Raw genomic sequence first — 24,874 nt, forward strand, 5'->3', positions numbered from 1 at the left:
GCTCGCGGTGGGCCCTGGCCGTCGTGAGACCGACCGGGGACCGGCCGGCACCAGGGTACGCACGGGGCGGCCCCCACGTCACCCGGGCGGGACGCCGCGGACGGTTGCGCGACGGCCCACGAGGTCCTACGCTGCTTCTGTAACGTTTAAGAAGGAGAACCCGTGAGCGCCTCTCTCGCGCCCGTGTCGCCGGTCGACCCGGCCACCCCCCGCTCGCTGGCCGCACCGGTGGCCCGTACGGCCGTGACGCTGATGTTCGCGGTCAACGGGCTGCTGATCGGCGGCTGGGGCGGTAGCCTCCCGTCCCTGCGCGACAAGCTCGCGATCAGCGACGGCCAGGTCGCCGTGCTGCTCTTCACCGCCGGCATCGCCGGGATCACCTCGATGCAGATCGGCGGGCGGCTGTCCGACGTCGTCGGCGCCCGCCGGATCGCCCTCGTCGCGCTGCCGGTCCTCGTCGCCGCGATCGTCACGCTCGCGCTCGCCCCGGCCTACCCGGTCGCGGTCGTGGGCGCGGCGCTGCTCGGCCTCGGGAACGGGGCGATGGACGTCGCGATGAACGCCGTCGCGGTGCAGATCGAGCAGGCCCGCCGCCGGCCGGTCATGAGCTCGTTCCACGCGTTCTTCTCCATCGGCAACCTCCTCGGTGCCGCCGCCGTCCTCGGTCTGGCCGGCGCCTTCGGCCTCTCCGGCGGCACGGTCGTCACGCCGCTGCTGCTCACGCTCGCCGTGGTCGCGGTCCTCGTCCTCGTCGTGCTGGTCCGCATCGCCCCGACGGCCGCCCCGGTCGAGCACCGCGACGCCGAGGGCGGGAAGATCCGCATCCCGCATGCCGCCTGGGTCCTGGGGATCATGGCCCTGGCCTTCGGCCTGTCCGAGGGCACCGCGGTCGACTGGTCCTCCATCCACATCACCGACGTCGCTCGGGTCGACTCGACCACCGGCGCGATCGGGCTGGTCGCGGTGAGCGGGTTCATGGTCGTCATCCGCCTCCTCGGCGACCGGCTCGTGACGCGCTTCGGGCGTCGTGCGATCGTCCGCTTCGGCGGCGTCAGCGCTGCCCTCGGCTACCTCACGGTGACGCTCGTCAGCCCGCTCCCGCTGCTCGTCGCCGGGTGGGCCCTCGTCGGCCTCGGCGTCGGGATGATCGCCCCGCAGGTGTACGCGGTGGCCGGGCACCTGGGCGGTGGTCGGGTGCTCGCCGTGGTGGTCACGTTCGGCTACGCCGCGTTCCTCGCCGGGCCGGCCGTCATCGGCTTCCTCGTGCGCCACGTCGGCATCCACCACGCGATGGCCGTGCCGGCCGTGCTCTGCGCCGGCATCGTCGCCCTCGCCGCGACCATGCCGCGCGAGGACCGCGACCTCGCCTGAGCGGTGCCCCACCCCCTAGCCTGACCGCGTGAGCGACGCCCGGAGCGAGGTCGACGAGGTCGACGACCTCGTCGTGGCCTGGCGTCGGGAGCGGCCGGACCTCGACACGTCGCCGATGGAGGTCCTGTCCCGGGTCGACCGGCTGGCCCGCCACGTCGACCGCGTCCGGGCGGCCGCCTTCAGCCGGCACGGGCTCGAGGGCTGGGAGTTCGACGTGCTGGCCGCCTTGCGCCGGTCGGGCGCGCCCTACCGCGCCTCCCCCAGCGCCCTGGTCCGCGCCACCGGGGTCACCTCGGGGACCATGACGAACCGCGTCGACCGCCTCGTCGGTCGGGGCCTGGTCCGCCGCGACAGCGACCCGGACGACCGGCGCTCCATCCGGGTCGAGCTCACGCCCGAGGGTCGGGCGACCGTCGACTGGGCCCTGGTCGACCTGCTCGACGCCGAGCGCGAGCTGCTCGCCGGGCTGGACGCTCCCGGCCGGACGACCCTGGCCGCGGGCCTGCGGCGGCTGCTGGCCTCGTACGGGGACCCGGCCTAGGCCCCGTCCCCGGCCGGCTCGCCGGCGTGCTCGTGGAGCGGGGGCGCGGCGTCCGCGAGGCGGGTCTCGACGATCACCAGGGCCGCGATGACGGCGCCCGCGAGCAGCTCGCTGAACGCCAGCGGCGTCCCGGCGAGCACGATCGCGGCCGCACCGAAGAAGGGCAGGCCGGTCCGCCAGGAAGCGTCGTGCAGGCGCAGGTGCACGACCCACATCGCCACGAGGAGCACCGCGATCGGCACGGTCACGGCGGCCGACGTGACGAGGTCCAGGTGCTCGTCCCTCGGGTCGGCCACGTGCTCCGTCCGCGCCGCCAGCCCCGCGCCCACGGCCGCCGCGGCGGCGTAGATGAAGTAGTGGCCGAAGCCGAAGAGGTACTGCACGTGGGTGCCGTCGCGCCGGGCCCGTTCCCGGACCTCGGCGGCGTCGCGCGAGAAGTAGAGCCACCACAGCCCGAAGACGATCAGCACCCCGCCGAGCGTCACCGACGCCACGGCCAGCGGGTGCTCGGTCTCCCCCGTGAACGCCTCCTGCACCGCCAGGGTCGAGGACAGGATCGTCTCGCCGAGCACGATGATGAAGAACAGGCCGTACCGCTCGGCGATGTGGTGCGGGTGCCAGGTCGTCTCGCCCCGGCGCTCGGCCCAGGCCGGGACGCAGAGCTCGCACACGACCAGGAGCGCGAACAGCGGGACGACGAGCGCCTCGACGTGGCTGGCCGGGTAGAACGCGATCCAGCCCAGCTGGACGACGACGATGCCGAGCGCGTAGCGCAGGCAGGTCGCCCGTCGGTCCGGATCGTTGCGCGCGGCGCGCAGCCACTGCAGGACGAGGCCGACGCGCATGATCACGTAGCCGACGATGATCAGCCCGAAGCGCCCCTCGCCCTCGTCCATGCCGGCGGCGAACGTCGCGATGCCGGCCGCCAGCGTCAGCACCCCGAGGATCTGCAGGATCGTCAGCAGCCGGAACACGACGTCGTCGTTGTCGTACGCCGAGGAGAACCAGCTGAAGTTCAGCCAGGCCCACCAGATGGCGAAGAAGGCCATGGCGTAGCCGAGGACGGCGGGACCGGCGTGACCGCCGACCAGGCCGTGGTGCAGCGCGAGGGCCGCCTGGGCCACGGCGACCACGAAGCACAGGTCGGTCAGCAGCTCGAGCTCGGAGGCGACGCGACCCTGCTCCAACGGGTCACGCGGCCGCAGGGGCCGCAGGAGCCGGGCGGTCACGGCGGGTGCGCTCACGGGCGAACCGTAGCGGCGCGCGGACCCGGCGCGGGGACGTAGGCGCCGGTCAGGCGACGACGCGGGCGCCGACGACCGGCCCCGTGGCCCGCAGGACCTTGCGCGCGACCCCTTCGGCGCTGAGCGAGACGCTCAGGTCGATCGCCTCCTCCTCGTCCTCGACGAGGAACGCGCACGTCGGACCGGAGCCCGACACGATCGCGCCCACCGCACCCAGCTCGAGCCCGGTCTCGAGGACGCGCCGCAGCGCCGGACGCAGGCTGAGGGCGGCCGGCTGCAGGTCGTTGGTCAGCGCCGCACCCAGCTCGTACGGGTCTCCCCCGCGCAGCGCGTTCATCAGGTCCGCGGGGACCTCGGGCGGCGTGGGGTCGGGGTTGAGCTCGTCGAAGCGGCGGTAGACCGCCGGGGTGGACAGGCCCTGGTGGCCGAAGGCGAGCACCCAGTGGTAGCTCCCCCGAGCCAGCGCCGGGGCGACGTCCTCCCCGCGGCCGCCGCCCACCGCGGTGCCGCCGAGCAGCGAGAAGGGCACGTCGCTGCCGAGCTCGGCCCCCAGATGACGCAGCACCTCGGGCGCGAGGTCGATGTCCCACAGCGTCGCGCAGGCGAGGAGCGCGGCGGCCCCGTCGGCCGAGCCGCCCGCCAGCCCCGCCGCAACCGGGATGGACTTGCGGATGGTCAGCCGGACGCCCAGCCGGTCCTGGCCCCCGTGGACCCGGGCGAGCAGCCGGGCGGCGCGGAGGGCGAGGTTGTTGTCGTCGAGCGGCACGTCGGCGACGCCCTCGCCGGTGACCTCGAGCTCGAACTCGTCGGGCTCCGCCCACTCGGCGAAGACGTCCTCGTAGAGCGAGACCGCGTGGTAGACGGTCGCCAGCGGGTGGTAGCCGTCAGGGCGCGGGGCGCCCACCTTCAGCGCGAGGTTGATCTTGGCCGGTGCCCGGACGTGCACACCGACCGGGGACGGCGGCAGGGGCGAGGCCATTCACCGAAGGCTAGCGCCTCCGGGCAGCCGCTCGGCGATCCGGGCGAAAGCGGTCACGTCCAGCACCTCGCCCCGGGCCTGCGGGTCGACGCCGGCCGCCTCAAGGGCCTCCGCGGCGGCCGCCGACGAGCCGGCGAGGCCCGCCAGCGCCGAGCGGAGCATCTTGCGCCGCTGACCGAAGGCGGCGTCCACGACGGCGAACACCTGCTCCCGGGTCGCGGTCGTGGGCGGCGGGTCGCGGCGTACGAGGGCGACGAGGCCGGAGTCGACGTTCGGCACCGGCCAGAACACGGTCGGCGGGACCGACCCGGCCCAGGTGGCCTCGCCGTACCAGGCGGCCTTGACCGACGGGACGCCGTAGATCTTGGAGCCGGGCGGGGCGCAGATCCGCCGCGCGACCTCGGCCTGGACCATCACCAGCCCGCGGCGCCACCCGTCGAACGTGGCGAGCAGGTGCAGCAGCACCGGGACCGCGACGTTGTACGGCAGGTTGGCCACGACCGCGGTGGGGACGGCGGGCAGCTCGGTGACCCGCATCGCGTCGGCGACGACGACGTCGAGCCGGTCGGACCGGTCGGGCAGCCGCTCGGCCGCCGTCCGGGGCAGCTCGCCGGCCAGCAGCTCGTCGATCTCCACCGCGACCACGCGGTCGGCGACCTCGAGCAGCCCGAGCGTGAGCGAGCCCAGCCCGGGGCCGACCTCGAGCACGACGTCGGCGGGGCCGACGCCCGAGATGGCGACGATGCGGCGCACCGTGTTGGCGTCGACGACGAAGTTCTGCCCACGCTGCTTGGTCGGGCGCAGGTCGAGGCGTGCCGCGATCTCCCGGACCGACCGGGGGTCGAGGAGGCTCACCGGAGCTCCCGACCGCCGCAGCCAATCCCGGGACGGTGCGTCAGGCGCAGGACCAGTTCCCGAGCCCCGAGCCCTTGCGGACGCGCTCGGCGACGGCGATCTGCGCGGCCTTGCTCTGCTCGTTCGGCATGCCGGTGCCGCCGTACGCGCGCCAGGTCGCCAGCGAGAACTGCAGCCCGCCGTAGTAGCCGTTCCCGGTGTTGATCGACCAGTTCCCACCCGACTCGCACGCGGCGATCTTGTCCCACAGACCCACGTTCGCGACAGCGGGCTCTGCCGGGGCCTTCGTCCCGACCACCACGACGCGGTTCACGGGCTTGCGGGTGACGACGCTCTTGGTCGCCTTGGTGCTCACCACGTCGCCGTCGTGGGAGACCACGCGGTAGGTGGTGGTCCGGCTGCCCTCGCGGCCCTGGGTCTTCGTCTGGGTCTTGCCGCGCTCGAGCTTGGACGACTTCTGCTCGACGGTCTTGAAGTCGACGTCGGAGCGCTTGGACTTAGACGTGACGTCGACGCGGACGAAGGTGACCTTGGCCCCGTTCGTGAGGGTGGTCGTGACCGGCAGGCTGACCTGGTCGTCGTCGTCCGGGGCGATCCCCGCGGCCTTGAGCGCGGCACCGACGGTCGCACCGGTGGTGGTGAGGGTCTGCTTCTTGCCGCCGGCGTCGACGGTCACGCGCTTGGGCGTCGCGACGTTGACCGAGAGCCCCTGCCGCCCGATCGGGGCGCTGCGGCTCGTCGAGAGGTCCGCACCGGTGGTGTCGAGGCCGAGGGTGGCGATGGCGCTCCCGACGTCGGTCGCGGTTGTCCAGACGGTCTGCGGGGCGCCGTCCACGGACACGGTGACCTGGCGGCCGTACTTGACCGACACCTGGGTGCCGTCACGCAGCTCGGTGTTTGTCGACGGCGCGACGACGTCGTGCGGGCCGACAGAGATGTGCTGGGCGGAGAGCAGGTCCCCGACGGTCTGGGCGCTGGTGGTCACCTGGGTGGCCTGGCCGTCGACCGCCATGGTGACGTCGGACCGGAGGCCGGCGTAGGCGAGGGATCCACCGCCCACGGCGAGGACGGCGGCACCGGCGATGACGGGGACGAGGGAACGCACGCTGCTCCTGGCTGGAACCCCCGAGGGCCCCGGTCGAGTCAAGCGGCCGCTCCGGCCGCAAAGGTCACGGAACCATAACGAGACCCTGAGAGGACGTCAAACTCGACGCCTCACCCGTCACGGCCGGATCGCGACGGTTCCCCTCACCAGCGCCCGCGGTGGACCAGCTCCTCCGCCGGTCGACGCCCGCGGCGGCTGGGTGACCCGCGACTGCCCCGGTCGCCCTGCGCGACCGGGTGCCCGAGGCTCACCACGCCGACGTCCAGCAGGTCGACGGGGACGCCGAACGCGGCCCGGACGGCGTCGCTCCGGTCGGCCGGGACGCCGAAGAAGCAGGCACCCAGCCCGAGGTCCACGGCACGCAGCAGCATCGCCATCGCCGCCATGCCCGCGTCGACGAACCAGTACGGCGCCGACCAGCGGTCCTCGTCGCGGTCGGTCCAGCCCTTGTCGGCCTCGGCGTAGCGGTCGAGGTACGCCTGCCGGCTCGTCAGCACGAGCACGAGCACCGGGGCCGTCCGCATGCCGTCGAGCCAGCGGTTCGAGGCCTCGCCCGGGGTGCCCCCGGTGGCGGTCCAGAAGCGCTCGCGCTCGCCGGGGGACGCGAGGACGAGCAGCGAGACGCCCTGGGTGAAGCCGGCCGACGGCGCGCGCAGGGCCGCGGCGACCACGGCGTCGACCGCCTCGGCGGCGACGGGTGCGTCGGGGTCGTAGCGGCGGACCATCCGCCGCCGGGCGAGGGCGTCGGCGAGCTCCACGTCAGGCGGCCGCGTACGGGGGCCAGGTCCCGCCGAGCGCCGCCTCGGCGTTCTCGTCGAGCGCCCGGCAGAGGTCCTCCAGCGGCAGCGCGCGCACCTCGGCCATGGCCCGGGCGGTGACCGGGACGAGGTACGACGCGTTCGGGCGCCCGCGCAGCGGCTCCGGGGTCAGGAACGGGGCGTCGGTCTCCACGAGGACCCGGTCCAGCGGGGTGATGGCCAGGGCCCGCCGCAGGTGCGCGTTCGCCTTGAACGTCACGGTCCCGGCGAACGACAGGTGCGCGCCGCGGTCCAGGCAGGCCCGGGCGAACGCCTCGTCCCCGCTGAAGCAGTGCATGACCACGCGGTCGGGCACGCCCTCGGCGTCGAGGACGTCGAGCACGGCGTCGTGCGCGTCCCGGTCGTGGATGACGAGCGTGCGGTCGTACGCCTTGGCGAAGCCGATGTGGGCGGCGAAGGCGTCGCGCTGCACGGCCTGGCCGGCCGCGTCGGGGGTGCGGAAGAAGTCGAGCCCCGTCTCGCCGACCACGCGCACCAGCGGGTCTGGCGCCAACGCCTCGATCACGGCGAGGCCCTCGTCCAGGCTCCGGCGCGACGCGAGGCCGAGCCGGGCGGCGTCGTTCGGGTGCAGGGCGACCCCGGCCACCACCGACGGGTGGTTCCGCGCGAAGTCGACGGCCCACCGCGACTGCTCGGCGTCGCAGCCGATCTGCACGACCCGGGTCACCCCGACCGACGCCGCACGGGCCAGCGCGTCGTCGGCGTCGAGGCCGGAGTACTCGGCGGTGATGTCGAGGTGGCAGTGGGTGTCGACCACGGGCCCCGGCAGTGGCTCGGGTGCTGCGGGCGGCTCGGAGCGTGCGTTCACGCCCCCGATCCTTCCCGATCCGGGCCGGCCTCGCCGATCAGGGCTTGACCGGGCGCCGGGTCAGCTCCAGCGCGGCCGCGTACAGGGCGTTCCGGGCGATGCCGTCACGTTCCGCGACCTCGCCGACGGCCGGCTTGAGGCGAGCACCGGCCGCGACCAGCGTCGCGACCTCCGCGGCCGCGGAGTTGAGGTCGACGACGCGCTCCGGCGCGCCGGCCACGACCAGCGTCACCTCGCCGCGGACCTGCTCGGCCGCCCAGGCGGCGAGCTCGGAGACCGAGCCGCGCACGACCTCCTCGTACGTCTTGGTCAGCTCGCGGCAGACCGCACCGGGGCGTCCGGGGCCGAAGGCCTCGACCATCGCGTCGAGCGTCTCGGCCGTGCGGTGCGGGGCCTCGAAGAAGACCATCGTCCGAGCCTCGTCGGCGAGCCGGGCCAGCTGCCGGGAGCGTTCTCCAGCCTTGCGCGACAGGAAGCCCTCGAAGCAGAACCGGTCGACGGGCAGGCCGGACACGGCCAGCGCGGTGAGCACCGCCGAGGGCCCCGGCACCGCGGTGACCCGGATGCCCGCCTCGACCGCGGCGGTCACCAGCCGGTAGCCGGGGTCGGACACCGACGGCATCCCCGCGTCGGTCGCGACGAGGACGCGCGACCCGTCGAGGAGGGCCTGGACCAGCTCGGGCGTCCGGGCGGCCTCGTTGCCCTCGAAGTACGACACGACGCGGGCCGAGGTGGTCAGCCCCATCCGGTGCAGCAGCGCGCGGAACCGCCGGGTGTCCTCGGCGGCGATGACGTCGGCCCCCTCCAGCTCGGCCCGCAGCCGGGGCGACGCGTCCGCCACGTCACCGATCGGGGTCCCGGCCAGGACGAGGACGCCCGGTCCGGCGGGGCTCGCGGTCTCCTGCACGTCCTTCAGAATCGCAGAAGGCACAGGCTCCGCTGACTACAGTGGCCGGCGTGACGCGGCCGGTGCTGGAGTTCGCGCCCCCCGCGCCGGGCGCCGAACCCGCCTCGACCACGGCCTCCGCGCCGCCCGAGGCGCCGCGCCCGACCACGGTGGAGCGGTTGCGGGACCCCATGCCGGCCGACCGGCTCCGCGGCTGGGTCGTCACCCTCGTGGTCACGGCGATCGCCTTCGTCCTGCGGCTGCCGAACCTCGCCTACCCGAACAAGCTCGTCTTCGACGAGACCTACTACGCCAAGGACGCGTACTCGCTCCTGAAGTTCGGGTACGAGCGGAACTGGCCCGAGAACGCCAACGAGCAGATCACGTCGGGCAACGTCGACGTGTTCCAGAAGACGGCCGAGTTCGTCGTGCACCCGCCCGTCGGCAAGTGGCTGATCGCGTTCGGCGAGCACCTCTTCGGGATGAACTCCTTCGGCTGGCGGGTCGCCCCGCTGGTCTTCGGCACGCTGCTCGTGCTCGTGCTGATCCGGCTCGTGCGCCGGGTGTCGCGCTCGACGCTGATCGGCGGCCTGGCCGGGCTGCTGCTCGCCGTCGACGGGCTGGCCTTCGTCATGTCCCGCACTGCGCTGCTCGACGTGTTCGTCGCCTTCTTCACGGTGGCCGCGGTCGCCTGCCTGGCCGCGGACCGCGACTGGTTCCGCGCCCGGCTCGCGGCCGACCTCGTACGCCGGGGCGTCCCCGACCTCGGGCGCGCGTTCGGTCCGGCGCTGGTCGTCCGACCGTGGCGCCTGGCCGCCGGCGTCTGCTGGGGTCTCGCGCTCGGGACCAAGTGGAACGCCCTCTACGTGCTCGCCGCCTTCGCCCTGCTGAGCCTCGCCTGGGACGTCGGTGCCCGCCGCCTCGCCGGCGCCGGTCGGCGCGCGAACCTGGCGCTCCTGCGCGACGGCGTCCCCGCGTTCGTCTCGCTCGTCGTCGTCGCCCTCGGCGTCTACGTGGCGACCTGGGCGGGCTGGTTCGCCACGTCCGGCGGCTACGGGCGGCAGTGGGGCGCGCAGCACCCCGAGGCGGGGACGACGAAGGCGTTCGGGGAGACGTTCGCGAGCTGGCTGCACTACCAGCGCGACATCTGGAACTTCCACACGGGCGACTTCATCAACCACGCCGAGCACGCCTACCGCGCCGACCCGTGGGGCTGGCTGATTGTGGCCCGGCCGATCGGGATCGACGCGGTGAACAACATCGCGCCCGGCACCGACGGCTGCGCCGGTCCGGACAACTGCATCCGGGTCATCAGCGGCATCGGCACGCCGATCCTGTGGTGGGTCGCCGTCCTCGCGCTGGTCGTCGCCCTGCTGCTCTGGGTCGGCGGGCGCGACTGGCGCTACGGCATCCCCGTCGTCGGCGTCGCCGCCGGCTGGCTGCCGTGGTTCCAGTACGACTCGCGGCCCCTCTTCTTCTTCTACGCGATCATGATCATCCCGTTCTCGGTGATGGCCGTCGCGCTCGTGGCGGGCCGGATCCTGGGTGACGCACGTTCCGGGGACCGCCGCCTGCTCGGCGGCATCGTCGTCGGCGTCTTCGTCGCCGTCGTGATCGCGAACTTCGCCTACCTCTACCCGATCCTCACCGACGAGCTCCTCCCCTACCCCCGCTGGCTGACGAGGATGTGGTTCCGCAGCTGGATCTGAGCGGTGCTGTACCTCTGGGTCCAGCCGCACACCTCTCACACAGCCGCACCCCTTCCGCACCGCCGCACACGTTGGGTCCTGTGCGCCTGTGTCCTGTTTGTGCGGCTGACCGTGCCCGCTGTCCACAGGAGCCGGCTGCAGGTGCGTACGTCGTCCACAGCTCGCCGGCCTCGCTGGAGCGAGAGCACCCGGCCTGCTCCGCTGGACGTCATGCCGCTCCTACCCGTGACGACCGAACCCGTCCTGCTGGCCCGCGACCTGCGCAGAGCTGGCTTCGGCAGCGGCGACCTGGCCACCATGCGTCGGACCGGCGAGCTCGCCCACCTGAGGCGTGGTGCCTACGCCAGCCGAATGGCGGCGGCAATGGACGAGGCGGAGGCACACCGGTTGCTCGTCGGCGCGACCATGCCGCTGCTGTCGGACGACGCGTGCGTGAGCCACCTTTCAGCTGCTCTGCTCCACGACCTGCCCTGGTGGGGCGACCTCCTGGAGCGGGTGCACGTCACCCGTTCGCGACTGGGAGGCGGTCGACGCGATCCGCTGGTCCACGTCCATCCCGCCCTTCTCGAGCCGACCGACCGGGCGCGGCTGGGCGGCACCGCCGCGACGTCCCTGGCACGGACCACCGCTGACTGCCTTCGTACGCTGCCCTTCCGCCGAGCGGTGGCGCTCGGTGACGCCGCCCTGCGACGGGGGTTGGACCCTGCCGAGCTCGCCGACCAGCTCCGCCGAGCCGCGGGCCGCGTCGGGATCACCACGGCCCGCCGGGCGGCGGCCTTCCTCGACGGACGGTCCGAGAGTGTCGGCGAGTCGTACAGCCGGGTGGTCATCGACGAGCTCCGCCTGCCCCCACCAGACCTCCAGGTGAAGGTCTTCGACGCGGACGGCAGGTTGGTCGGGCGGTGCGACTTCGGCTGGCGGCAGTTCCGCACGCTCGGCGAGTTCGACGGCAAGGTCAAGTACGGCCGTCTGGTGCCCGACGACGAGCAGCCGGGTGACACCGTGTTCGACGAGAAGGTGCGCGAGGACGAGCTGCGGGGGCTCGGGAACGAGATGGTCCGCTGGATCGACGCCGACCTCTGGCGGCCCGACCGGCTTCGCGCGCGGCTCCTTCGCGCCTTCGACCGCGGGGCGCGCCGTTGACCGTGCAGCCGCACAGACCGCGCACACCCGCACAGGCCCGGACCTGTGCGGGTGTATCGGGCCCGTGCGGCTGTTCCGGACCTGTGCGGCTATGCGGCTACGCGGATATGGGTGGCCTCAGCCCAGCTCGCGGTCGAGGTTGTGGGCGGCGCTGATGAGGGCGAGGTGGGTGAAGGCCTGGGGGAAGTTGCCGAGCTGCTCGCCGTTGAGGCCGATCTGCTCGGCGTAGAGGCCCACGTGGTTGGCGTAGGTCATCATCTTCTCGAGCGCGAGGCGGGCGTCGGCGAGGCGGCCGACGCGGGTGAGGGCCTCGACGTACCAGAACGAGCAGAGCGAGAACGTCCCCTCCGTCCCGTCGACGCCGTCGGGCGAGGCCTCGACGTCGTAGCGGAACACGAGGGTGTCGGTGACGAGACGTTCCTCGATGACCTTCAGCGTCGACAGGAAGCGCGGGTCGAGCGGCGCGACGAACTTCACCTGGGGCAGCAGGAGGAGGCCGGCGTCGACCGTGTCGGAACCTTCCGCCTGCGTGAAGGTCTGCCGCTCCGCGTCCCAGCAGTCCTCCATGACGCTGGTGTAGATCTCGTCGCGGACCCGCGACCAGGCGCTGATGTCGCCGGGCAGGCCCCGCTGGCGGGCGACCCGGATCGCGCGCTCGATGGCGACCCACTCCATGATCCGGGAGGTGGTGTGGTTGCGGGGCTCGTCGCGCGACTCCCACATGCCGGCGTCGGGACGGTCCCAGTTGCGCATCAGCCAGTCGACGAGCCGGGTCAGGTCCTGCCAGGCGTCGTGGCTGATCCCGGGCCCGTACTTGTTGAACAGGTAGATCGAGTCGATCAGGTCGCCGTAGATGTCGAGCTGCAGCTGGCCCGACGCCGCGTTCCCGACGCGCACCGGCCGGGAGCCCGCGTAGCCGGCGAGGTGGTCGAGCTCGACCTCGGTGTCGGGGATGTTGCCGTCGAGGTCGTAGAGGACCCGGAGCGGGCCGAGCTCCTCCGTACGGGGGCCGTCGTGGTCCCCCAGCCGCTCCGAGAGCCAGCGGATGAAGGCACCGGCCTCCTCGAGGAAGCCGAGCCGCAGCAGCGCGTAGAGGCTGAAGCCGGCGTCGCGGATCCAGACGTAGCGGTAGTCCCAGTTGCGCTCGCCGCCGATCAGCTCGGGGAGGCTCGTGGTGACGGACGCGACGATGCCGCCGGTCGGCTCGTGGCACAGCATCTTGAGCGTCAGGGCCGAGCGCTCGACCGTCTCGCGCCACCGGCCGCGGTAGGTGGAGTGCGCGATCCAGCCCTGCCAGAAGGCGTTCGTGGCGTCGAAGAGCCCGTCGGCGTCCTCCGTCGTGCACGGCACGAAGTCGCCCTCGTCGCCGAGGACCTCGAGCACGAACAACGCGCGCTCGCCGCCGGTCAGCTTCAGCTCGGCCACGACGTCGTCGCCCTCGACCCGGACCGGCACCGTGGTGGCGAGGCCCAGCCGGACGGAACCGCTCTCGATGAGCACCCCGCCGTCGACCGCGGTCAGCGTCGGCCGCTCGCGGCCGTAGTCGGGGCGGGCGGCGAGGCGCATCCGGACGGTCAGGTCGCCGCGCACGCTCTGCACGCGCCGGACGATGCGCTGCCGGTGCTCGCCGTCGTGGCCCTTCACCAACGGCATGAAGTCGTGCACCTCGACCATGCCCTGGTCGGCGAGGAAGCGGGTGTTGAGGATGTTGGAGCCGGGCAGGTACGTCTGGTGGGTCCGGACGCCGCCGTCGACCGGGGCGAGGTCCCAGGAACCGCCCACGTCGGTGTCGAGGATCCGGGCGAAGACGCTCGGGGAGTCGAAGCGACCCGGGCAGAACCAGTCGATGCTGCCGTCGGTCGCGACCAGGGCCGCCGTACGGAGGTCGCCGATCATCCCGTGCTCGGAGATGGTCGGGAGGGGCGTCGGGGAAGGTTGGTCGCTCACCCCACAACCCTGCCAGGTCCGGGAGGTGGCTCGCGTCGTTCCCGCGGGAAGGTGCCGTCATCACGGGCGGAGGACCAAGCCGCACGCCTCGCGCCCGGCGTACGGACGGAGGCGGACGCTGCGTCAGCGGAAGGGTCCGTGAGCCGGACCACGAGGGGTGGAGCCTAGGGGATTCGAACCCCTGACCTTCTCATTGCGAACGAGACGCGCTACCAACTGCGCCAAGGCCCCTCACCGACCGGCGAACCGGTCGGCCACGAACATTACCACCGCTCGAGCCCGGACCTGTCGGCCCGAGACGGGCGCTCAGGCGGACGCGGCCTGCGACCCGCCGCTCTGCTCCTGCGTCTCGTCGTGCTCGGCGTGCTCGACCGTCGTCTCCGCCGGCGCGTCGGCGGTCACCGGGACGCTCTGCCGGCCCGAGGAGGTGACGTCGGGGGCGGAGAGGTCGATGGTGCGGACCGTCCGCGGCGCGAGCGGCTTGGAGACGTACGTCGGCATCGTGATCGGCAGCGGGTCCCACAGGCCCGGCTTGCCCTCGGCGTCCTTGGCCGCCTTCTTGGCCTTCTTCGCCAGCGCCTTCTTGTCCCTGCCCTCGGCGGCGGCGTCCTTGCGGCTGATCATGACCGTCTGCTCGTCGCTGCCGCGCGAGATCGCGACGTAGCGGGCGTCGAGGTCGCGGCGCATGGCCCCCACGCTGACCCGGGAGACGACGACGAAGAGCAGCACCAGGCCGCCGGGGATCGCCACGGTCCACCAGGGCAGCCAGCTCATCGAGGCGACGCTGATGACCGCGCAGAGGATGGCGAACAGCCCCGAGAGCACCCGGCGGCGACGCGAGGCGGCGACCCGCTCGAGGCGCCGCAGGTCGGCGACGGCCGCGCGGCGCGTGACCGGCGTCGAGACCTCGAACTCGCGCAGCTCGGCGAGGTCCTGGTCGAGCAGCGGCGCCGTGCCGCTGCGCAGGATGCGGACCGAGTCCGAGAACGGGTCCACCGCCTCGCGCTCGACGTCCGGCTCGCCCTCGCGCCTGCGCACGAAGTGCGGCACCAGATACGCGAGCCAGGCGATCGCGATCCCGGCGAAGATCAGACCCGTTGTCCCCACGTGGCGAACGGTATTTCCTGCCCCGGCCGGCACCGCCCACCTGCCGCGGTGTGTCGCGTGATCATTGCGTGACCCGCCGCGGGCCGGAGGTCACGACCCGGTCGCGGGCGGCCGGTGGAGCCGCAGGCTCTCGTAGCGACGCAGCAGGCCGTCGCCCACCTCCTCCGCGTTGAGCGCGAAGACCAGGTGGTCGCGCCAGTCCCCGTCGATGTGGAGGTAGCGCGGGCGGACCCCCTCGGGCCGGAACCCCAGCTTCTCCACCACCCGCAGGCTGGCCGCGTTCTCGGGCCGGATGGCGATCTCGATCCGGTGCAGCCGCATCACGCTGAAGCAGTAGTCGACGGCCAGCGCCACGGCGGTCGGGATGATGCCGCGCCCGGCGAGCCGCTGGTCGACCCAGTAGCCGATCTGCCCCCAGGACGCGGACCCGCCGACGATGCCGCTGACGGTCAGCTGACCCGCGAGCTCCGGCGGGCGGCCGGGCCGGTCCTCGTAGAAGACGAGCCAGGGCAGCATCCGGTCGTCACGGGCCTGCCGGCCCAGCGACCGTACGAGGGCGGCGTACGAGGTCGGTCCGAGCGAGGAGCCGGGCGGCAGTGTGGCCTCCCACGGCTTGAGCCACGCGGCGTTGCGGCGCCGGACCTGCTCCCACGTCGCCTGGTCCCGGCGGCGCATCGGGGACATGACCACCTGCTCGTGGCGCAGGCTGACGGGCCAGTGGTGCGAGCCGTAGCTGTAGCCGGAGCTCACCTCGGGGTCTCCGGCACTAGTGGTCACCGCCGCGGAGCTGGCTGACCGCGTGCTGCAGGACCGGGGCCAGCACCGCCAGACCGTCGCGCGCGCCGCCGCTGGAGCCAGGCAGGTTGACGATCAGGGTCCGTCCCGCGGTGCCGGCGACGCCACGGCTCAGCGTGGCCGTGGGCACGCCGTGCGCGACCCCGTACGCCGCCACCGCCGCGCTCAACTGCGAGACCTCGCGCTCGATCACGGCGCGGGTCTGCTCGGGGGTGTGGTCGTTCGGGTTGAGCCCGGTGCCGCCCGTGGTGAGGACCACGGCGTGGCCAGCCGTCACCGCATCGCGCAGCGCGGCACCCACCTCGTCGCCGTCGGGCACGACGACGGGATCGCCGACCTCGAAGCCGCACTCACGCAGGCCCGCGACCAGCACCGGCCCGGACCGGTCCTCGTAGACGCCGGCCGACGCGCGGGTCGAGACCGTGATCACCAGCGCCGTGGTCACGCAGCGCCCTCGGGCTCGCCCGCCCGGCGGTAGTCCCCGCTCCGGCCGCCGGACTTCGCGACCACGCGGACGTCGGTGATCGTCGCGTCCCGGTCGATCGCCTTGACCATGTCGATCACGGCGAGACCGGCGACGCTGACCGCGGTCAGCGCCTCCATCTCGACGCCGGTGCGCTCGTTCGTCTTCACGGTCGCGCGCAGCTCGACCCCGTCGTCCGTCACCTCGGCCAGCACGTCCACGCCGCTGATCATGAGGGGGTGGCACAGCGGCACGAGCTCGGGGGTCTTCTTGGCCGCCATGATCCCGGCGATCCGCGCGACCGCCAGCGCGTCGCCCTTGGGGACGTTCCCAGAGCGCAGCGCGGCGACGCAGCCGGCGCTGAGCCGGACGCGACCTGCCGCGGTCGCCGTCCGCACGGTGACCGCCTTGTCTGAGACGTCGACCATGCGGGCCTCGCCCGCCGCGTTGAGGTGCGTGAGCCCGCCGCCGGGCTCGGCCGCGGCGGTCATCGGGGCTGGTCCAACGGCCAGACCTCGAGCTCGGTGCCCGCGGCGACGAAGTCGACGTCGGCCGGGAGCACGACGAGCGCGTCGGCCTTGGCCAGGTCACCGAGCAGGTGCGACCCGTGGCCGCCGACGAGCTCGACGGAGCGGGCCCCGGTCTCGTCGGAGGTGACGACGCCGCGCGCCAGCTGCGTCCGGCCCCGGACCGAGCTCATGGCGTGGGCCGCGGTCGCGCGCACGCCCGGGCGGACGTACGGGGTGATGCCCATCAGCTTGCGGATGACCGGGCGGACGAACGCCTCGAACGACACGAAGGCGCTGACCGGGTTGCCGGGGAGCATGACGATCGGCGTCCGGTCCTCGCCGATGAGGCCGAAGCCCTGAGGCTTGCCCGGCTGCATGGCCACCCCGGCGAAGTCCGTGGCGCCGAGCTCGGGCAGCACGGCCTTGACGATGTCGTAGTCGCCCTGGCTGACGCCGCCGGTGGTCACGATCAGGTCGGCTCGGACGAGCTGGTCGTAGACGAGCTGCTTGAGCGCGGCCGGGTCGTCGCCGACGTGGCCGACGCGGAACACCTGCGCGCCGGCGTCCTTGGCCGCGGCGGCGATCAGGTAGGAGTTCGAGTCGTAGATCTGCTCGGGGCTGAGCGGGAGGCCCGGGTCGACGAGCTCCGAGCCCGTCGAGATCACGACGACGCGCGGACGTGGTCGCACCATCACCTTGTCGATCCCGACGGCGGTGAGCAGACCCACGTCCCGCACGCCGATCCGCGAGCCGGCGGCGAGGATCGTCTCCCCCTCGGCGACGTCCTCGCCCCGACGGCGGATGTGCTGGCCCACGGTGCTGGGCACGGTCACCGTGACGTCCGCCGAGCCCCGGTCGGTCGCCTCGTACGGGACGATCGCGTCGGCGTCGCCGGGCACCGGGGCCCCGGTCATGATCTTCATGACCGTCCCCGGCGAGAGACGGTGCGGCGCGGCCCCGCCGGCCGGCACCTCACCCACCACGGGCAGCCGTACGGGACGAAGGTCGGTCGCGTACTGGACGTCGGCCGCGCGGACGGCGTACCCGTCCATCGCGGAGTTGTCGAAGCGGGGCAGGTCGAGGTCCGAGACGACGTCCTCGCAGATGCTCAGCCCGAGCGAGTCGAGGACGTGCTGGCCGAAGGGCATCAGCTCCTCGACGCAGCCGAGCAGGTAGTCGCGGTGCTGGTCGAGGGTGCGCAGCCCGTCGGGACCGGGCGCGGGCGGCTCCGGGAGCACCGCGACCTCGGGCACGTGCCGCAGCGCCTCGTCGTTCTTCTTGCGTCCGAAGAGGGGCATGGCCGAACCCTACGGCGGCACCCGGACACCGCCCGGGACCTCGGGGACCCCAGGACCGCGCGTCCGGAGCGGGCCGGCGGCGGGAAGGGTCTTCCGGCGTCCGGACCCGGCAGACCTAGGCTCGGCGCTCGTCCGTCGAGGAGCAAGGGAGCAGCCGGTGCCTGAGGGGCACACGATCCACCGTCTGGCACGGCGCCACAAGGCCATGTTCGCCGGGCACGAGGTGATCGCCACGAGCCCGCAGGGCCGCTTCGCCGAGGGCGCCGAGCTGCTCAGCGGCCGCGTGCTCGAGGGCACCGACGCCTGGGGCAAGCACCTGTTCCACCGCTACTCGGGCAACCTCTACCTGCACGTGCACCTCGGGCTCTACGGCAAGTTCGCCGACGGGCCGCTCCCCGCGCCCGAGCCGCGCGGCGCCCTGCGCCTCCGGCTCGAGGGCGGCGGGCAGTACCTCGACCTCCGCGGCGCGACGCGCTGCGAGATCGCGACGCCGGAGGAGAAGCTCGAGGTCACCGCCGCGCTCGGGCCGGATCCGCTGCGCCCGAAGACCGACCCGACGCCCGCCCGCGAGCGGATCGGCAAGAGCCGCGTGGCGATCGGCGCGCTGCTGATGGACCAGCACGTGCTCGCCGGGATCGGGAACGTCTACCGCGCGGAGATCCTCTTCCGCCACGGCGTCAACCCCTACATCCCCGGGCGCGAGCTCGCCCCGGCGGTGTTCGACGACATGTGGACGGACCTGATCACGCTCATGCAGGCCGGCGTCCGGGCCGGCCGGATCGTCACGACCGAGCGCGAGGACCGCGTACGACGCAGCGGGCGGGCCACCAAGTCCGACTCGTACTACGTCTACCGGCGCACGGACCAGCCCTGCCTGCGCTGCGACACCCCGATCGCGGCGGCGACGATGGTCGCGCGGAACCTGTTCTGGTGCCCGCACTGCCAGCCGGCTCTCTAGGCGCCAGTGCACCTGGAGAACAACGGGGATGTTCTGGCACCTGAGCGGTGCCGAAACATCCCCGTTGTCGTCCGGAGCGTCAGGCCGTCAGCCAGGCGCTCGACTCGCCAGGGAGCCGACCGCCCTCGACCGGCGCGCTCGCGACGCGGACGACGCCGTCGGGGAGGGCGTACGGCTCGGCGCCGAAGTTGGTGACGCAGTGCCAGCCGTTCGGGCGGACGAAGTGCACGACGTCGGCCCGACCGGTCTCGACCCAGCCCAGGGTCTCCTCGGTCTGGAGCTCGTGCCGGATCCGCAGCGCGTGACGGTAGAGCTCGAGGGTCGAGCCCTCGACGCCGGCCTGGCGGTCGACGGCGGTACGCGACCACGCGGCGGGCTGCGGGAGCCAGCTGGCGCCCGAGCCGAACCCGTACGTCTGGCCCTCCGCCGTCCACGGCAGCGGGACGCGGGCCCCGTCGCGACCCTTCTTCGTGTTCAGCGTCCGGAGCCAGATCGGGTCCTGCAGGACCGAGGCCGGCAGGTCGGCGACCTCCTGGAGCCCGAGCTCCTCGCCCTGGTAGAGGTACGCCGAGCCCGGCAGCGCGAACATGAACAGCGCGGCGGCGCGGGCCCGCCGCAGGCCCTGCTCCTCGTCGAGCAGCGTCTCGAGCCCATCCTTCAGCAGCCAGTCGTCGAGGTCGGTCCCGGCGGGCAGGCCGTAGCGCGACGCGTGCCGCACGACGTCGTGGTTGGACAGCACCCAGGTGCTGGACGAGCCGACCGTGGCCGCCTGCGCCAGGCAGAACTCGACGACCTCGCGGAACTGGGCCGCGTCGAAGTCGGCCTTGAGCAGGTCGAAGTTGAACGCCTGCCCGAGCCCGGTCGGCCGGGCGTAGAGCGCGCGCCGCTCGGGCGCCGAGAACGCCTCCGCCACCGCGGTGCGCGGCGGGTCGTACTCGTCGAACACCGCACGCCACTCGGCGTAGATCTCGTGCACCTCGTCGCGGTCGAAGAGCGGGTCGCTGCCGTCGAGCGGCAGCTCGCCGGGCGTCTCGGGCTTGCTGCGCAGCGGCTCGGACAGGTCCTTGGCCAGCGCGTGCGCGACGTCGACGCGGTAGCCGTCGACCCCACGGTCGGCCCAGAAGCGCAGCGTCGTGAGGAACTCCTCGTGCACCTCCGGGTTGCTCCAGTCGAAGTCGGGCTGCTCGGGCGCGAAGAGGTGCAGGTACCACTGCTCGGGGTTGCCGTCGGCGTCCACCAGCCGGGTCCAGGCCGGCCCGCCGAAGTGGCTCGTCCAGTCCGACGGCGGCAGCGAGCCGTCGGGACCGGTGCCGTCGCGGAAGACGTAGCGGGCCCGGGCGGCGGAGCCCGGCGCCGAGGCCAGCGCCTCGGTGAACCAGGCGTGCCGGTTCGAGCTGTGGTTGGGGACGATGTCCACGATGATCTTGATGCCCACGGCGTGCGCCGCGCCGACCAGCGCGTCGAAGTCCGTCAGCGTCCCCAGCTCCGGGGCGACGTCGCGGTAGTCGTCGACGTCGTAGCCGCCGTCGGCCAGCGCCGAGGGGTAGAACGGGCTCAGCCAGATCGCGTCGATGCCCAGCTCCGCGAGGTAGCCGACGCGCGAGGTCACTCCGGGGATGTCGCCGAGCCCGTCGCCGTCGCTGTCGGCGAAGCTGCGGGGGTAGACCTGGTAGACCACGGCCTGGCGCCACCAGGCGGCGTCGAGGGCGGGGTGCGGCGAGAGGTCGGAGTCGAGCAGCAGGGACTCGGGAGCGGGCACAGCGGTTCCTCAGCGGGAGTGGGGTGGACGCGAGCGGCGTACTATGCAAGCGCTTGCAGGGACCAGCGTACGGACGTCGCGACGTTCCGCGCAAAGGGGGCGGGGCGGACCCCCGCCGTTACCCTGCTCACACCGTTCGGACCCCGCACGAGGGGGAAAGGGACCAGGGTGCCGACCACGGACCACCACGCCAGCATGGCCGACGTCGCCCGGCTCGCCGGCGTCTCCGTCGCCACGGTGTCGCGCGCCCTGCACGGCTCGCCTCTGGTCTCGGCCGAGACGACGGCCCGGGTGCTGGCGGCCGCCGAGGAGCTCTCCTTCGCCATCTCGCGGGTCGCGTCCGGCCTGGCCAGCGGACGGCTCGGTCGGATCGGCGTGCTGGTCGGCGGACCGCTGCAGAGCTGGTTCAACGGGACCGTGATCGACGCCGTCTACTCCCGGCTGACCCCGGCCGACGTGGAGCTGACGATCTTCCGCATCGCGGACCGGGCCGAGCGCGACCGGTTCTTCACCCGCCTGCCCGCCCGCCGGAACGTCGACGCGCTCATCGTCGCCTCCTTCGCGCTGACCGCCGCGGAACGCACCCGGCTCCAGACCCTCGGGGTCCCGCTGGTCTACCTCAACCAGCAGGTCGTCGGCGTCCCCAGCGTCGCGATCGACGACGTCGCCGGCGCGCGGGACGGCGTGAGCGCACTGCTCGGTCTCGGCCACCGCCGCATCGGCTTCGTCCGCTCGGTCGGGCGCCGGCCCGGCTTCCGCTACAGCGCCGACCGCCGGGTCGAAGGGTTCCGCAGCGCCATGACCGAGGCGGGTGTGCCAGAGTCCGACCAGCTGGTCGTCGACGCGCGCGACCTCGACGCGGGCGACGAGGTGCTCGCCACCGTGCTCGCCGACCCGGACCCGCCGACCGCGCTGGCGGTCGACTCCGACGAGCTGGCGATCGGGATCCTGGCCGCCCTCGTACGCGCCGGGCTGCGGGCGCCGGACGACCTGTCCCTGCTCGGCTTCGACGACCACGCGATGGCCGAGCGCCTCGGCCTGAGCACCGTCGCCCAGCCCGCGGAGCGCACCGCGACCGAGGCCGCGAGCCTGGCGCTCGCGCTGGCGGCGGGCGAGGTCCCCGACCACCCGACCGTCCTCGTACCCACCCGGGTGGTCCTGCGGCGCACGACCGGCGCTCCCCCGCGGGGCCCGCGGTGACCGGTCGACCCGTGACGGACGCGGCCGACCAGGCCGCCCTGGCCGCCGCCAAGCGCCGGCTCCGCTCGGCGGTGCTGCTGCGCCGGGCGTCGCGCCCCACCGCGGAACGTTCCGCCGACGACGAGGCGCGCTTCGCGGTGCTGGCGGCGACGCTGGCCGACCGCCTGCCGGACACCGTCGCGGCGTACCTGTCGGCCGACGACGAGCCGGACACGCTCCGCCTGGTCGCCTGGCTGGCCGCACGCCGGGTCCGGGTGCTGCTGCCGCTGCTCACGGACGGTTCCGGGGGGCGGCTGGCCGAGCCGGCGTGGGCCGCGTACGACGGGCCGGACGCGCTGCGCGTCGGGCCGCGAGGCCTGCTCGAGCCGACGACCACCCCGCTGCCCGCCCGTCAGCTGCCGGAGGCGGAGCTGGTCGTGTGCCCCGGCTTGGCGGCGAACGTCCACGGTGACCGGCTCGGCCGCGGCGGCGGCTGGTACGACCGCGCCCTGCTGCACGCCGGGCAGAGCGCCCCCGTCGTGGTCCTGCTCAACCGCGACGAGGTGCTCGACGCGATCCCCGCCCAGCCGTGGGACCGGCGCGTGGACCGTCTGGCCACGCCGGACGCGATCGTCGACTGCGACCCGCCGTACGCCGCCTGAGCCGAACCGGACCGAACCGAACCGGACCGGACCGGGCCGGGCCGGGCAGTCAGCGCACGGCGAGAGCCGAGGGAGTGTCAGAGGCCCACGCCACCCTGGGTTGCATGTGCGCGATCTGCAAGGGCTGGACCCACGAAGAGGTGGCTGCCGACCAGCGCCACCACATCGCGACCATCGGGTGGAGCGTGCAGATGGTCGAGCCGAGACCCGGCCGGGTGGGCTGGTCCTACACGATCGGGTTGAGCGAGAGCTACGGCCACCCCGAGCTGCTGCTCGTCGGCCGCGACGTCCGGGCCGACCACGAGGTGCTGAACCGGCTCGGTGCCGCCGTGCGGGACGGCACCACCGTCAGGGCGGGGTCGAGCGTGGTGGCAGACCTCCCGCTCGAGGCGTGGGAGGTGCACCCCGTCCACCTCTTCGGCGAGCTGGTCACCTCGTGGCGCACGGTGTACGAGGACCGGAGCCCTGACGAGCGTCCGGAGCTGCGGTTCTTGCAGGTCCGGGAGGTCCCGGCCGACGAGACCGACCGGGACCTGCGGACCCGTCTCGACCGGCCGTACGCGCGGCTGCCCCGGCCCTAGAGGGACACCGCGGCCGCCGTCTGGCGGCCGCGGGTCCGAGGTCAGACGCCGACGGGGTTCGTCCGGAGCGTGCGCTCCTCGTCGGTACGGCGGACGAGCACCTGGCCGTCGCGCTCGGTCGTCTCGAACACCAGCTGCGGACGCGTCGCCGGGCCGCGCAGGACGGCGCCGTCGAGGGCGAACCGGGTCTCGTGCCACGGGCAGACGATGCACCCGTCGACCAGCTCCCCCTCGTGCAGGGGCGCCCCGCGGTGCGTGCACCGGTCGGCCATGGCGACCACCTGACCGCCGACGAGGCGGGTGAGCACGACCGGCACGCCGTCGGCCTCGCCGCCCGTGAGCTCGCCGACCCGGACCTCCGTGGCCTCGGCCGCGGGGGTCCACTCGTCGGGGGTGTGCTGGAAGGCGGTGGTGTCGATGCCGACCCCGAGCGCGTACGACATGTGCCCACCGAGCCAGCCGCCGGCGGCCATGGTGGTCGCGCCAGCGATCGACCAGGCGACCCCCCGGCCGTGGTGGCCGCGGTGCCGCTCCCACCAGCTGAGCGCGTACGCCCCGAGGGTGAGGGAGTTGACCGTCGCGTGCACCAGGCCGACGCGCTGCTCGGCGCCCGCCGTGTAGGCCCAGTCCGAGCCACCGGTCGCCATGGTCGGCAGCGCGCCCAGGATCCCCAGCCCGACCAGTCGCTTCGCGCCCTTGCGGTCGCCGACGACGTCGAAGGCGGCGGCCGCCGTCCACGAGCCGATCGGGACGGTCACGAGCAGCGGGTGGAGCGAGTGGCCCAGGAACGTGCCGCTCGCGAGGTTCTTCCACCAGGGCAGCGCGTGCCCGAGCTTCTTCTCGAAGGCGGCGGCCGGCTCGCCGAGCTTGTCGAGGAACGTGGCGTGCTCGATCACCCCGACGATCCGGTCCATCACCCGGGTCAGCGGTGCGGCCGCCGTCAGGTCGGAACGGCTCACGGGTTGAGCACGACCTTCACGCAGCCCTCTTCCTTGTTCTGGAAGATCTCGTACGCGTGCGGGGCCTCCTCCAGCGACAGGTGGTGCGTTGCGAAGGTGTCGACGCCGAGGGGGTCCTCGTCGGTCAGCAGCGGCAGGATGTCGGGCACCCACCGCAGGACGTTCGCCTGACCCATCCGCAGCTGGATCTGCTTGTCGAAGAGCGTCATCATCGGCATCGGGTCGGCCATGCCGCCGTAGACGCCGCTGAGGGAGATGGTGCCGCCGCGGCGGACCAGCTCGATCGCGGAGTAGAGGGCGGCGAGCTTGTCCACGCCGGCGGTCTTGAAGATCGGCTGCGCGATGGCGTCGGGCAGGAGCCCCGCCATCTTCTGCGCGAGCGCCGCACTCGGCGAGCCGTGCGCGTCCAGCCCGACGGCGTCGATCACGGCGTCGGCCCCGCGGCCGTCGGTCATGCTCTGGACGACCTCGAGCAGGTCGTCGCCGTGCTCGTCGAGGTCGATGACCTCGACCCCGCGGGCCTTGGCGCGGGCGAGCCGCTCCGGGACCAGGTCGACGCCGATGACCTTGCGGCCCGGGTTGTTGTGCAGGGCGATGCGGCACGCCATGTCGCCGATCGGTCCGAGACCGAGGACCAGCAGCGTCCCGTCGGCCGGGCACTCGGCGTACGTCACGGCCTGCCAGGCGGTCGGGAGCACGTCGGAGAGGTAGACGAACCGGTCGTCCGCCGGCCCCTCGGGCACCTTGATGTGGGTGAACTGCGCCTGCGGCACGCGGAGGTACTCCGCCTGGCCGCCGGGCACCTGGCCGTAGAGCTTGGAGTAGCCGAAGAGCGCGGCGCCGCTGCCCTGGTCGCGGACCTGGGTGGTCTCGCACTGCGTGTAAAGGCCGCGCTGGCACATCCAGCAGTGCCCGCACGAGATCTGGAACGGGAGCACCACGCGGTCGCCGACCTTGAGGTCGCCGACCTCGCTGCCGACCTCCTGGACGATGCCCATGGGCTCGTGGCCGAGGACGTCACCGCGGTCCATGAACGGGCCGAGCGTCTCGTAGAGGTGCAGGTCCGACCCGCAGATGTTGGTGCTGGTGATCTTGACGATCGCGTCGGTGGGCTGCTCGATCCGCGGGTCGGGCACCTCCTCGACCGAGACCTTCCGCTTGCCCTGCCAGGTGACGGCGCGCATGGCCGCTCCTTCCG

Annotated in this window: 24 protein-coding genes and 1 tRNA gene; 8 read left to right on the forward strand and 17 right to left on the reverse strand. The window is 73.5% G+C overall.

Annotation, left to right across the window (positions count from 1 at the left end; translation table 11 throughout):
- Positions 1–162: 162 nt before the first annotated feature.
- The gene (locus FHX39_RS17675; RefSeq protein ID WP_332836914.1) at positions 163–1,371 is read left to right on the forward strand and encodes an MFS transporter; all 1,209 of its coding nucleotides are present in this window, start codon (positions 163–165) and stop codon (positions 1,369–1,371) included.
- A gap of 28 nt (positions 1,372–1,399) precedes the next feature.
- On the forward strand, positions 1,400–1,912 hold the full coding sequence (locus FHX39_RS17680) for a MarR family winged helix-turn-helix transcriptional regulator (RefSeq protein ID WP_332836915.1): 513 nt from the start codon (positions 1,400–1,402) through the stop codon (positions 1,910–1,912).
- Here FHX39_RS17680 and FHX39_RS17685 read toward each other — a convergent pair.
- From FHX39_RS17685 to rsmI, 7 genes are all read right to left on the reverse strand, one after another.
- On the reverse strand, positions 1,909–3,156 hold the full coding sequence (locus FHX39_RS17685) for a low temperature requirement protein A (protein WP_332836916.1): 1,248 nt from the start codon (positions 3,154–3,156) through the stop codon (positions 1,909–1,911). The two genes, FHX39_RS17680 and FHX39_RS17685, sit on opposite strands and share 4 nt — an antisense overlap.
- Before the next feature lie 49 nt (positions 3,157–3,205).
- Positions 3,206–4,135: a 4-(cytidine 5'-diphospho)-2-C-methyl-D-erythritol kinase gene (locus tag FHX39_RS17690; protein ID WP_183340572.1), complete on the reverse strand. Its 930-nt coding sequence runs from the start codon at positions 4,133–4,135 to the stop codon at positions 3,206–3,208.
- Complete coding sequence (gene rsmA / locus FHX39_RS17695) at positions 4,136–4,990, reverse strand: 16S rRNA (adenine(1518)-N(6)/adenine(1519)-N(6))-dimethyltransferase RsmA (protein ID WP_332836917.1); 855 nt, start codon at positions 4,988–4,990, stop codon at positions 4,136–4,138.
- Positions 4,991–5,030: 40 nt separating this feature from the next.
- Positions 5,031–6,095: a ubiquitin-like domain-containing protein gene (locus tag FHX39_RS21455; RefSeq protein WP_183340574.1), complete on the reverse strand. Its 1,065-nt coding sequence runs from the start codon at positions 6,093–6,095 to the stop codon at positions 5,031–5,033.
- A gap of 143 nt (positions 6,096–6,238) precedes the next feature.
- The gene (locus FHX39_RS17705) at positions 6,239–6,853 is read right to left on the reverse strand and encodes a nitroreductase family protein (RefSeq protein WP_183340576.1); all 615 of its coding nucleotides are present in this window, start codon (positions 6,851–6,853) and stop codon (positions 6,239–6,241) included.
- Between the two features lies 1 nt (position 6,854).
- On the reverse strand, positions 6,855–7,721 hold the full coding sequence (locus tag FHX39_RS17710) for a TatD family hydrolase (protein WP_183340579.1): 867 nt from the start codon (positions 7,719–7,721) through the stop codon (positions 6,855–6,857).
- Between the two features lie 37 nt (positions 7,722–7,758).
- On the reverse strand, positions 7,759–8,628 hold the full coding sequence (gene rsmI / locus FHX39_RS17715) for a 16S rRNA (cytidine(1402)-2'-O)-methyltransferase (RefSeq protein ID WP_183340581.1): 870 nt from the start codon (positions 8,626–8,628) through the stop codon (positions 7,759–7,761).
- 170 nt (positions 8,629–8,798) lie between these two features.
- Between rsmI and FHX39_RS17720 the strand changes: the two genes are divergently transcribed.
- On the forward strand, positions 8,799–10,316 hold the full coding sequence (locus FHX39_RS17720; protein WP_183341704.1) for a dolichyl-phosphate-mannose--protein mannosyltransferase: 1,518 nt from the start codon (positions 8,799–8,801) through the stop codon (positions 10,314–10,316).
- 225 nt (positions 10,317–10,541) lie between these two features.
- Complete coding sequence (locus FHX39_RS17725) at positions 10,542–11,459, forward strand: hypothetical protein (RefSeq protein ID WP_183340583.1); 918 nt, start codon at positions 10,542–10,544, stop codon at positions 11,457–11,459.
- A gap of 117 nt (positions 11,460–11,576) precedes the next feature.
- On the opposite strand, the gene FHX39_RS17730 is transcribed toward FHX39_RS17725, so the two are convergent.
- The 7 genes from FHX39_RS17730 to glp form a co-directional block, all read right to left on the reverse strand.
- The gene (locus FHX39_RS17730; protein WP_332836919.1) at positions 11,577–13,406 is read right to left on the reverse strand and encodes a glycoside hydrolase family 15 protein; all 1,830 of its coding nucleotides are present in this window, start codon (positions 13,404–13,406) and stop codon (positions 11,577–11,579) included.
- A 158-nt stretch (positions 13,407–13,564) separates the two neighbouring features.
- A tRNA-Ala gene (locus FHX39_RS17735) sits at positions 13,565–13,637 on the reverse strand.
- A 75-nt stretch (positions 13,638–13,712) separates the two neighbouring features.
- Positions 13,713–14,513: a divisome protein SepX/GlpR gene (gene sepX / locus FHX39_RS17740; RefSeq protein WP_183340585.1), complete on the reverse strand. Its 801-nt coding sequence runs from the start codon at positions 14,511–14,513 to the stop codon at positions 13,713–13,715.
- Positions 14,514–14,603: 90 nt separating this feature from the next.
- The gene (locus FHX39_RS17745) at positions 14,604–15,197 is read right to left on the reverse strand and encodes a GNAT family N-acetyltransferase (protein ID WP_183341708.1); all 594 of its coding nucleotides are present in this window, start codon (positions 15,195–15,197) and stop codon (positions 14,604–14,606) included.
- Positions 15,198–15,279: 82 nt separating this feature from the next.
- The gene (locus FHX39_RS17750; RefSeq protein WP_332836920.1) at positions 15,280–15,753 is read right to left on the reverse strand and encodes a MogA/MoaB family molybdenum cofactor biosynthesis protein; all 474 of its coding nucleotides are present in this window, start codon (positions 15,751–15,753) and stop codon (positions 15,280–15,282) included.
- On the reverse strand, positions 15,750–16,262 hold the full coding sequence (gene moaC / locus FHX39_RS17755) for a cyclic pyranopterin monophosphate synthase MoaC (RefSeq protein WP_183340587.1): 513 nt from the start codon (positions 16,260–16,262) through the stop codon (positions 15,750–15,752). Before moaC ends, FHX39_RS17750 begins: the two co-directional genes overlap by 4 nt.
- A complete protein-coding gene (gene glp / locus FHX39_RS17760; RefSeq protein WP_183340588.1) occupies positions 16,259–17,578 on the reverse strand; it encodes a molybdotransferase-like divisome protein Glp in 1,320 nt (439 codons plus the stop codon). Before glp ends, moaC begins: the two co-directional genes overlap by 4 nt.
- Before the next feature lie 157 nt (positions 17,579–17,735).
- Between glp and FHX39_RS17765 the strand changes: the two genes are divergently transcribed.
- Positions 17,736–18,536, forward strand: coding sequence for an Fpg/Nei family DNA glycosylase (locus tag FHX39_RS17765; RefSeq protein WP_183340590.1), 801 nt, complete (start codon positions 17,736–17,738; stop codon positions 18,534–18,536).
- 79 nt (positions 18,537–18,615) lie between these two features.
- Here FHX39_RS17765 and FHX39_RS17770 read toward each other — a convergent pair whose 3' ends face one another.
- Positions 18,616–20,295: a glycoside hydrolase family 13 protein gene (locus tag FHX39_RS17770; protein ID WP_408631494.1), complete on the reverse strand. Its 1,680-nt coding sequence runs from the start codon at positions 20,293–20,295 to the stop codon at positions 18,616–18,618.
- A gap of 168 nt (positions 20,296–20,463) precedes the next feature.
- Between FHX39_RS17770 and FHX39_RS17775 the strand changes: the two genes are divergently transcribed.
- The 3 genes from FHX39_RS17775 to FHX39_RS17785 all read left to right on the forward strand — a co-directional run bounded on the left by FHX39_RS17775 (position 20,464) and on the right by FHX39_RS17785 (position 22,717).
- Positions 20,464–21,495, forward strand: coding sequence for a LacI family DNA-binding transcriptional regulator (locus FHX39_RS17775; RefSeq protein WP_183340592.1), 1,032 nt, complete (start codon positions 20,464–20,466; stop codon positions 21,493–21,495).
- Positions 21,492–22,136 (forward strand): 5-formyltetrahydrofolate cyclo-ligase, encoded by a 645-nt coding sequence (locus FHX39_RS17780; RefSeq protein WP_183340594.1) that lies wholly within the window; start codon positions 21,492–21,494, stop codon positions 22,134–22,136. The genes FHX39_RS17775 and FHX39_RS17780 overlap by 4 nt, the downstream gene beginning before the upstream one ends.
- A gap of 104 nt (positions 22,137–22,240) precedes the next feature.
- Positions 22,241–22,717 carry a DUF4262 domain-containing protein gene (locus FHX39_RS17785; RefSeq protein WP_183340596.1) on the forward strand — a complete coding sequence of 159 codons (477 nt, stop codon included), beginning with the start codon at positions 22,241–22,243 and terminating at the stop codon, positions 22,715–22,717.
- A gap of 41 nt (positions 22,718–22,758) precedes the next feature.
- Here FHX39_RS17785 and FHX39_RS22310 read toward each other — a convergent pair whose 3' ends face one another.
- Positions 22,759–23,676 carry a Rieske 2Fe-2S domain-containing protein gene (locus FHX39_RS22310; protein ID WP_198423454.1) on the reverse strand — a complete coding sequence of 306 codons (918 nt, stop codon included), beginning with the start codon at positions 23,674–23,676 and terminating at the stop codon, positions 22,759–22,761.
- Entirely contained in the window at positions 23,673–24,860 is a 1,188-nt protein-coding gene (locus tag FHX39_RS17795; RefSeq protein ID WP_183340598.1) for a zinc-dependent alcohol dehydrogenase, read from the reverse strand. Before FHX39_RS17795 ends, FHX39_RS22310 begins: the two co-directional genes overlap by 4 nt.
- Between the last annotated feature and the right edge of the window lie 14 nt (positions 24,861–24,874).

Source organism: Microlunatus antarcticus (assembly GCF_014193425.1).
Taxonomy (GTDB): Bacteria; Actinomycetota; Actinomycetes; order Propionibacteriales; family Propionibacteriaceae; genus Microlunatus; species Microlunatus antarcticus.

Bases quoted from the DNA above. Each gene is read 5' to 3' on its own strand.
- FHX39_RS17795 (WP_183340598.1), bottom strand. From the start codon at position 24,860: ATGCGCGCCGTCACCTGGCAGGGCAAGCGGAAGGTCTCGGTCGAGGAG.
- FHX39_RS17785 (WP_183340596.1), top strand. From the start codon at position 22,241: ATGTGCGCGATCTGCAAGGGCTGGACCCACGAAGAGGTGGCTGCCGAC.
- glp (WP_183340588.1), bottom strand. From the start codon at position 17,578: ATGCCCCTCTTCGGACGCAAGAAGAACGACGAGGCGCTGCGGCACGTG.
- FHX39_RS17720 (WP_183341704.1), top strand. From the start codon at position 8,799: ATGCCGGCCGACCGGCTCCGCGGCTGGGTCGTCACCCTCGTGGTCACG.
- FHX39_RS17690 (WP_183340572.1), bottom strand. From the start codon at position 4,135: ATGGCCTCGCCCCTGCCGCCGTCCCCGGTCGGTGTGCACGTCCGGGCA.
- moaC (WP_183340587.1), bottom strand. From the start codon at position 16,262: ATGACCGCCGCGGCCGAGCCCGGCGGCGGGCTCACGCACCTCAACGCG.
- FHX39_RS17745 (WP_183341708.1), bottom strand. From the start codon at position 15,197: ATGTCCCCGATGCGCCGCCGGGACCAGGCGACGTGGGAGCAGGTCCGG.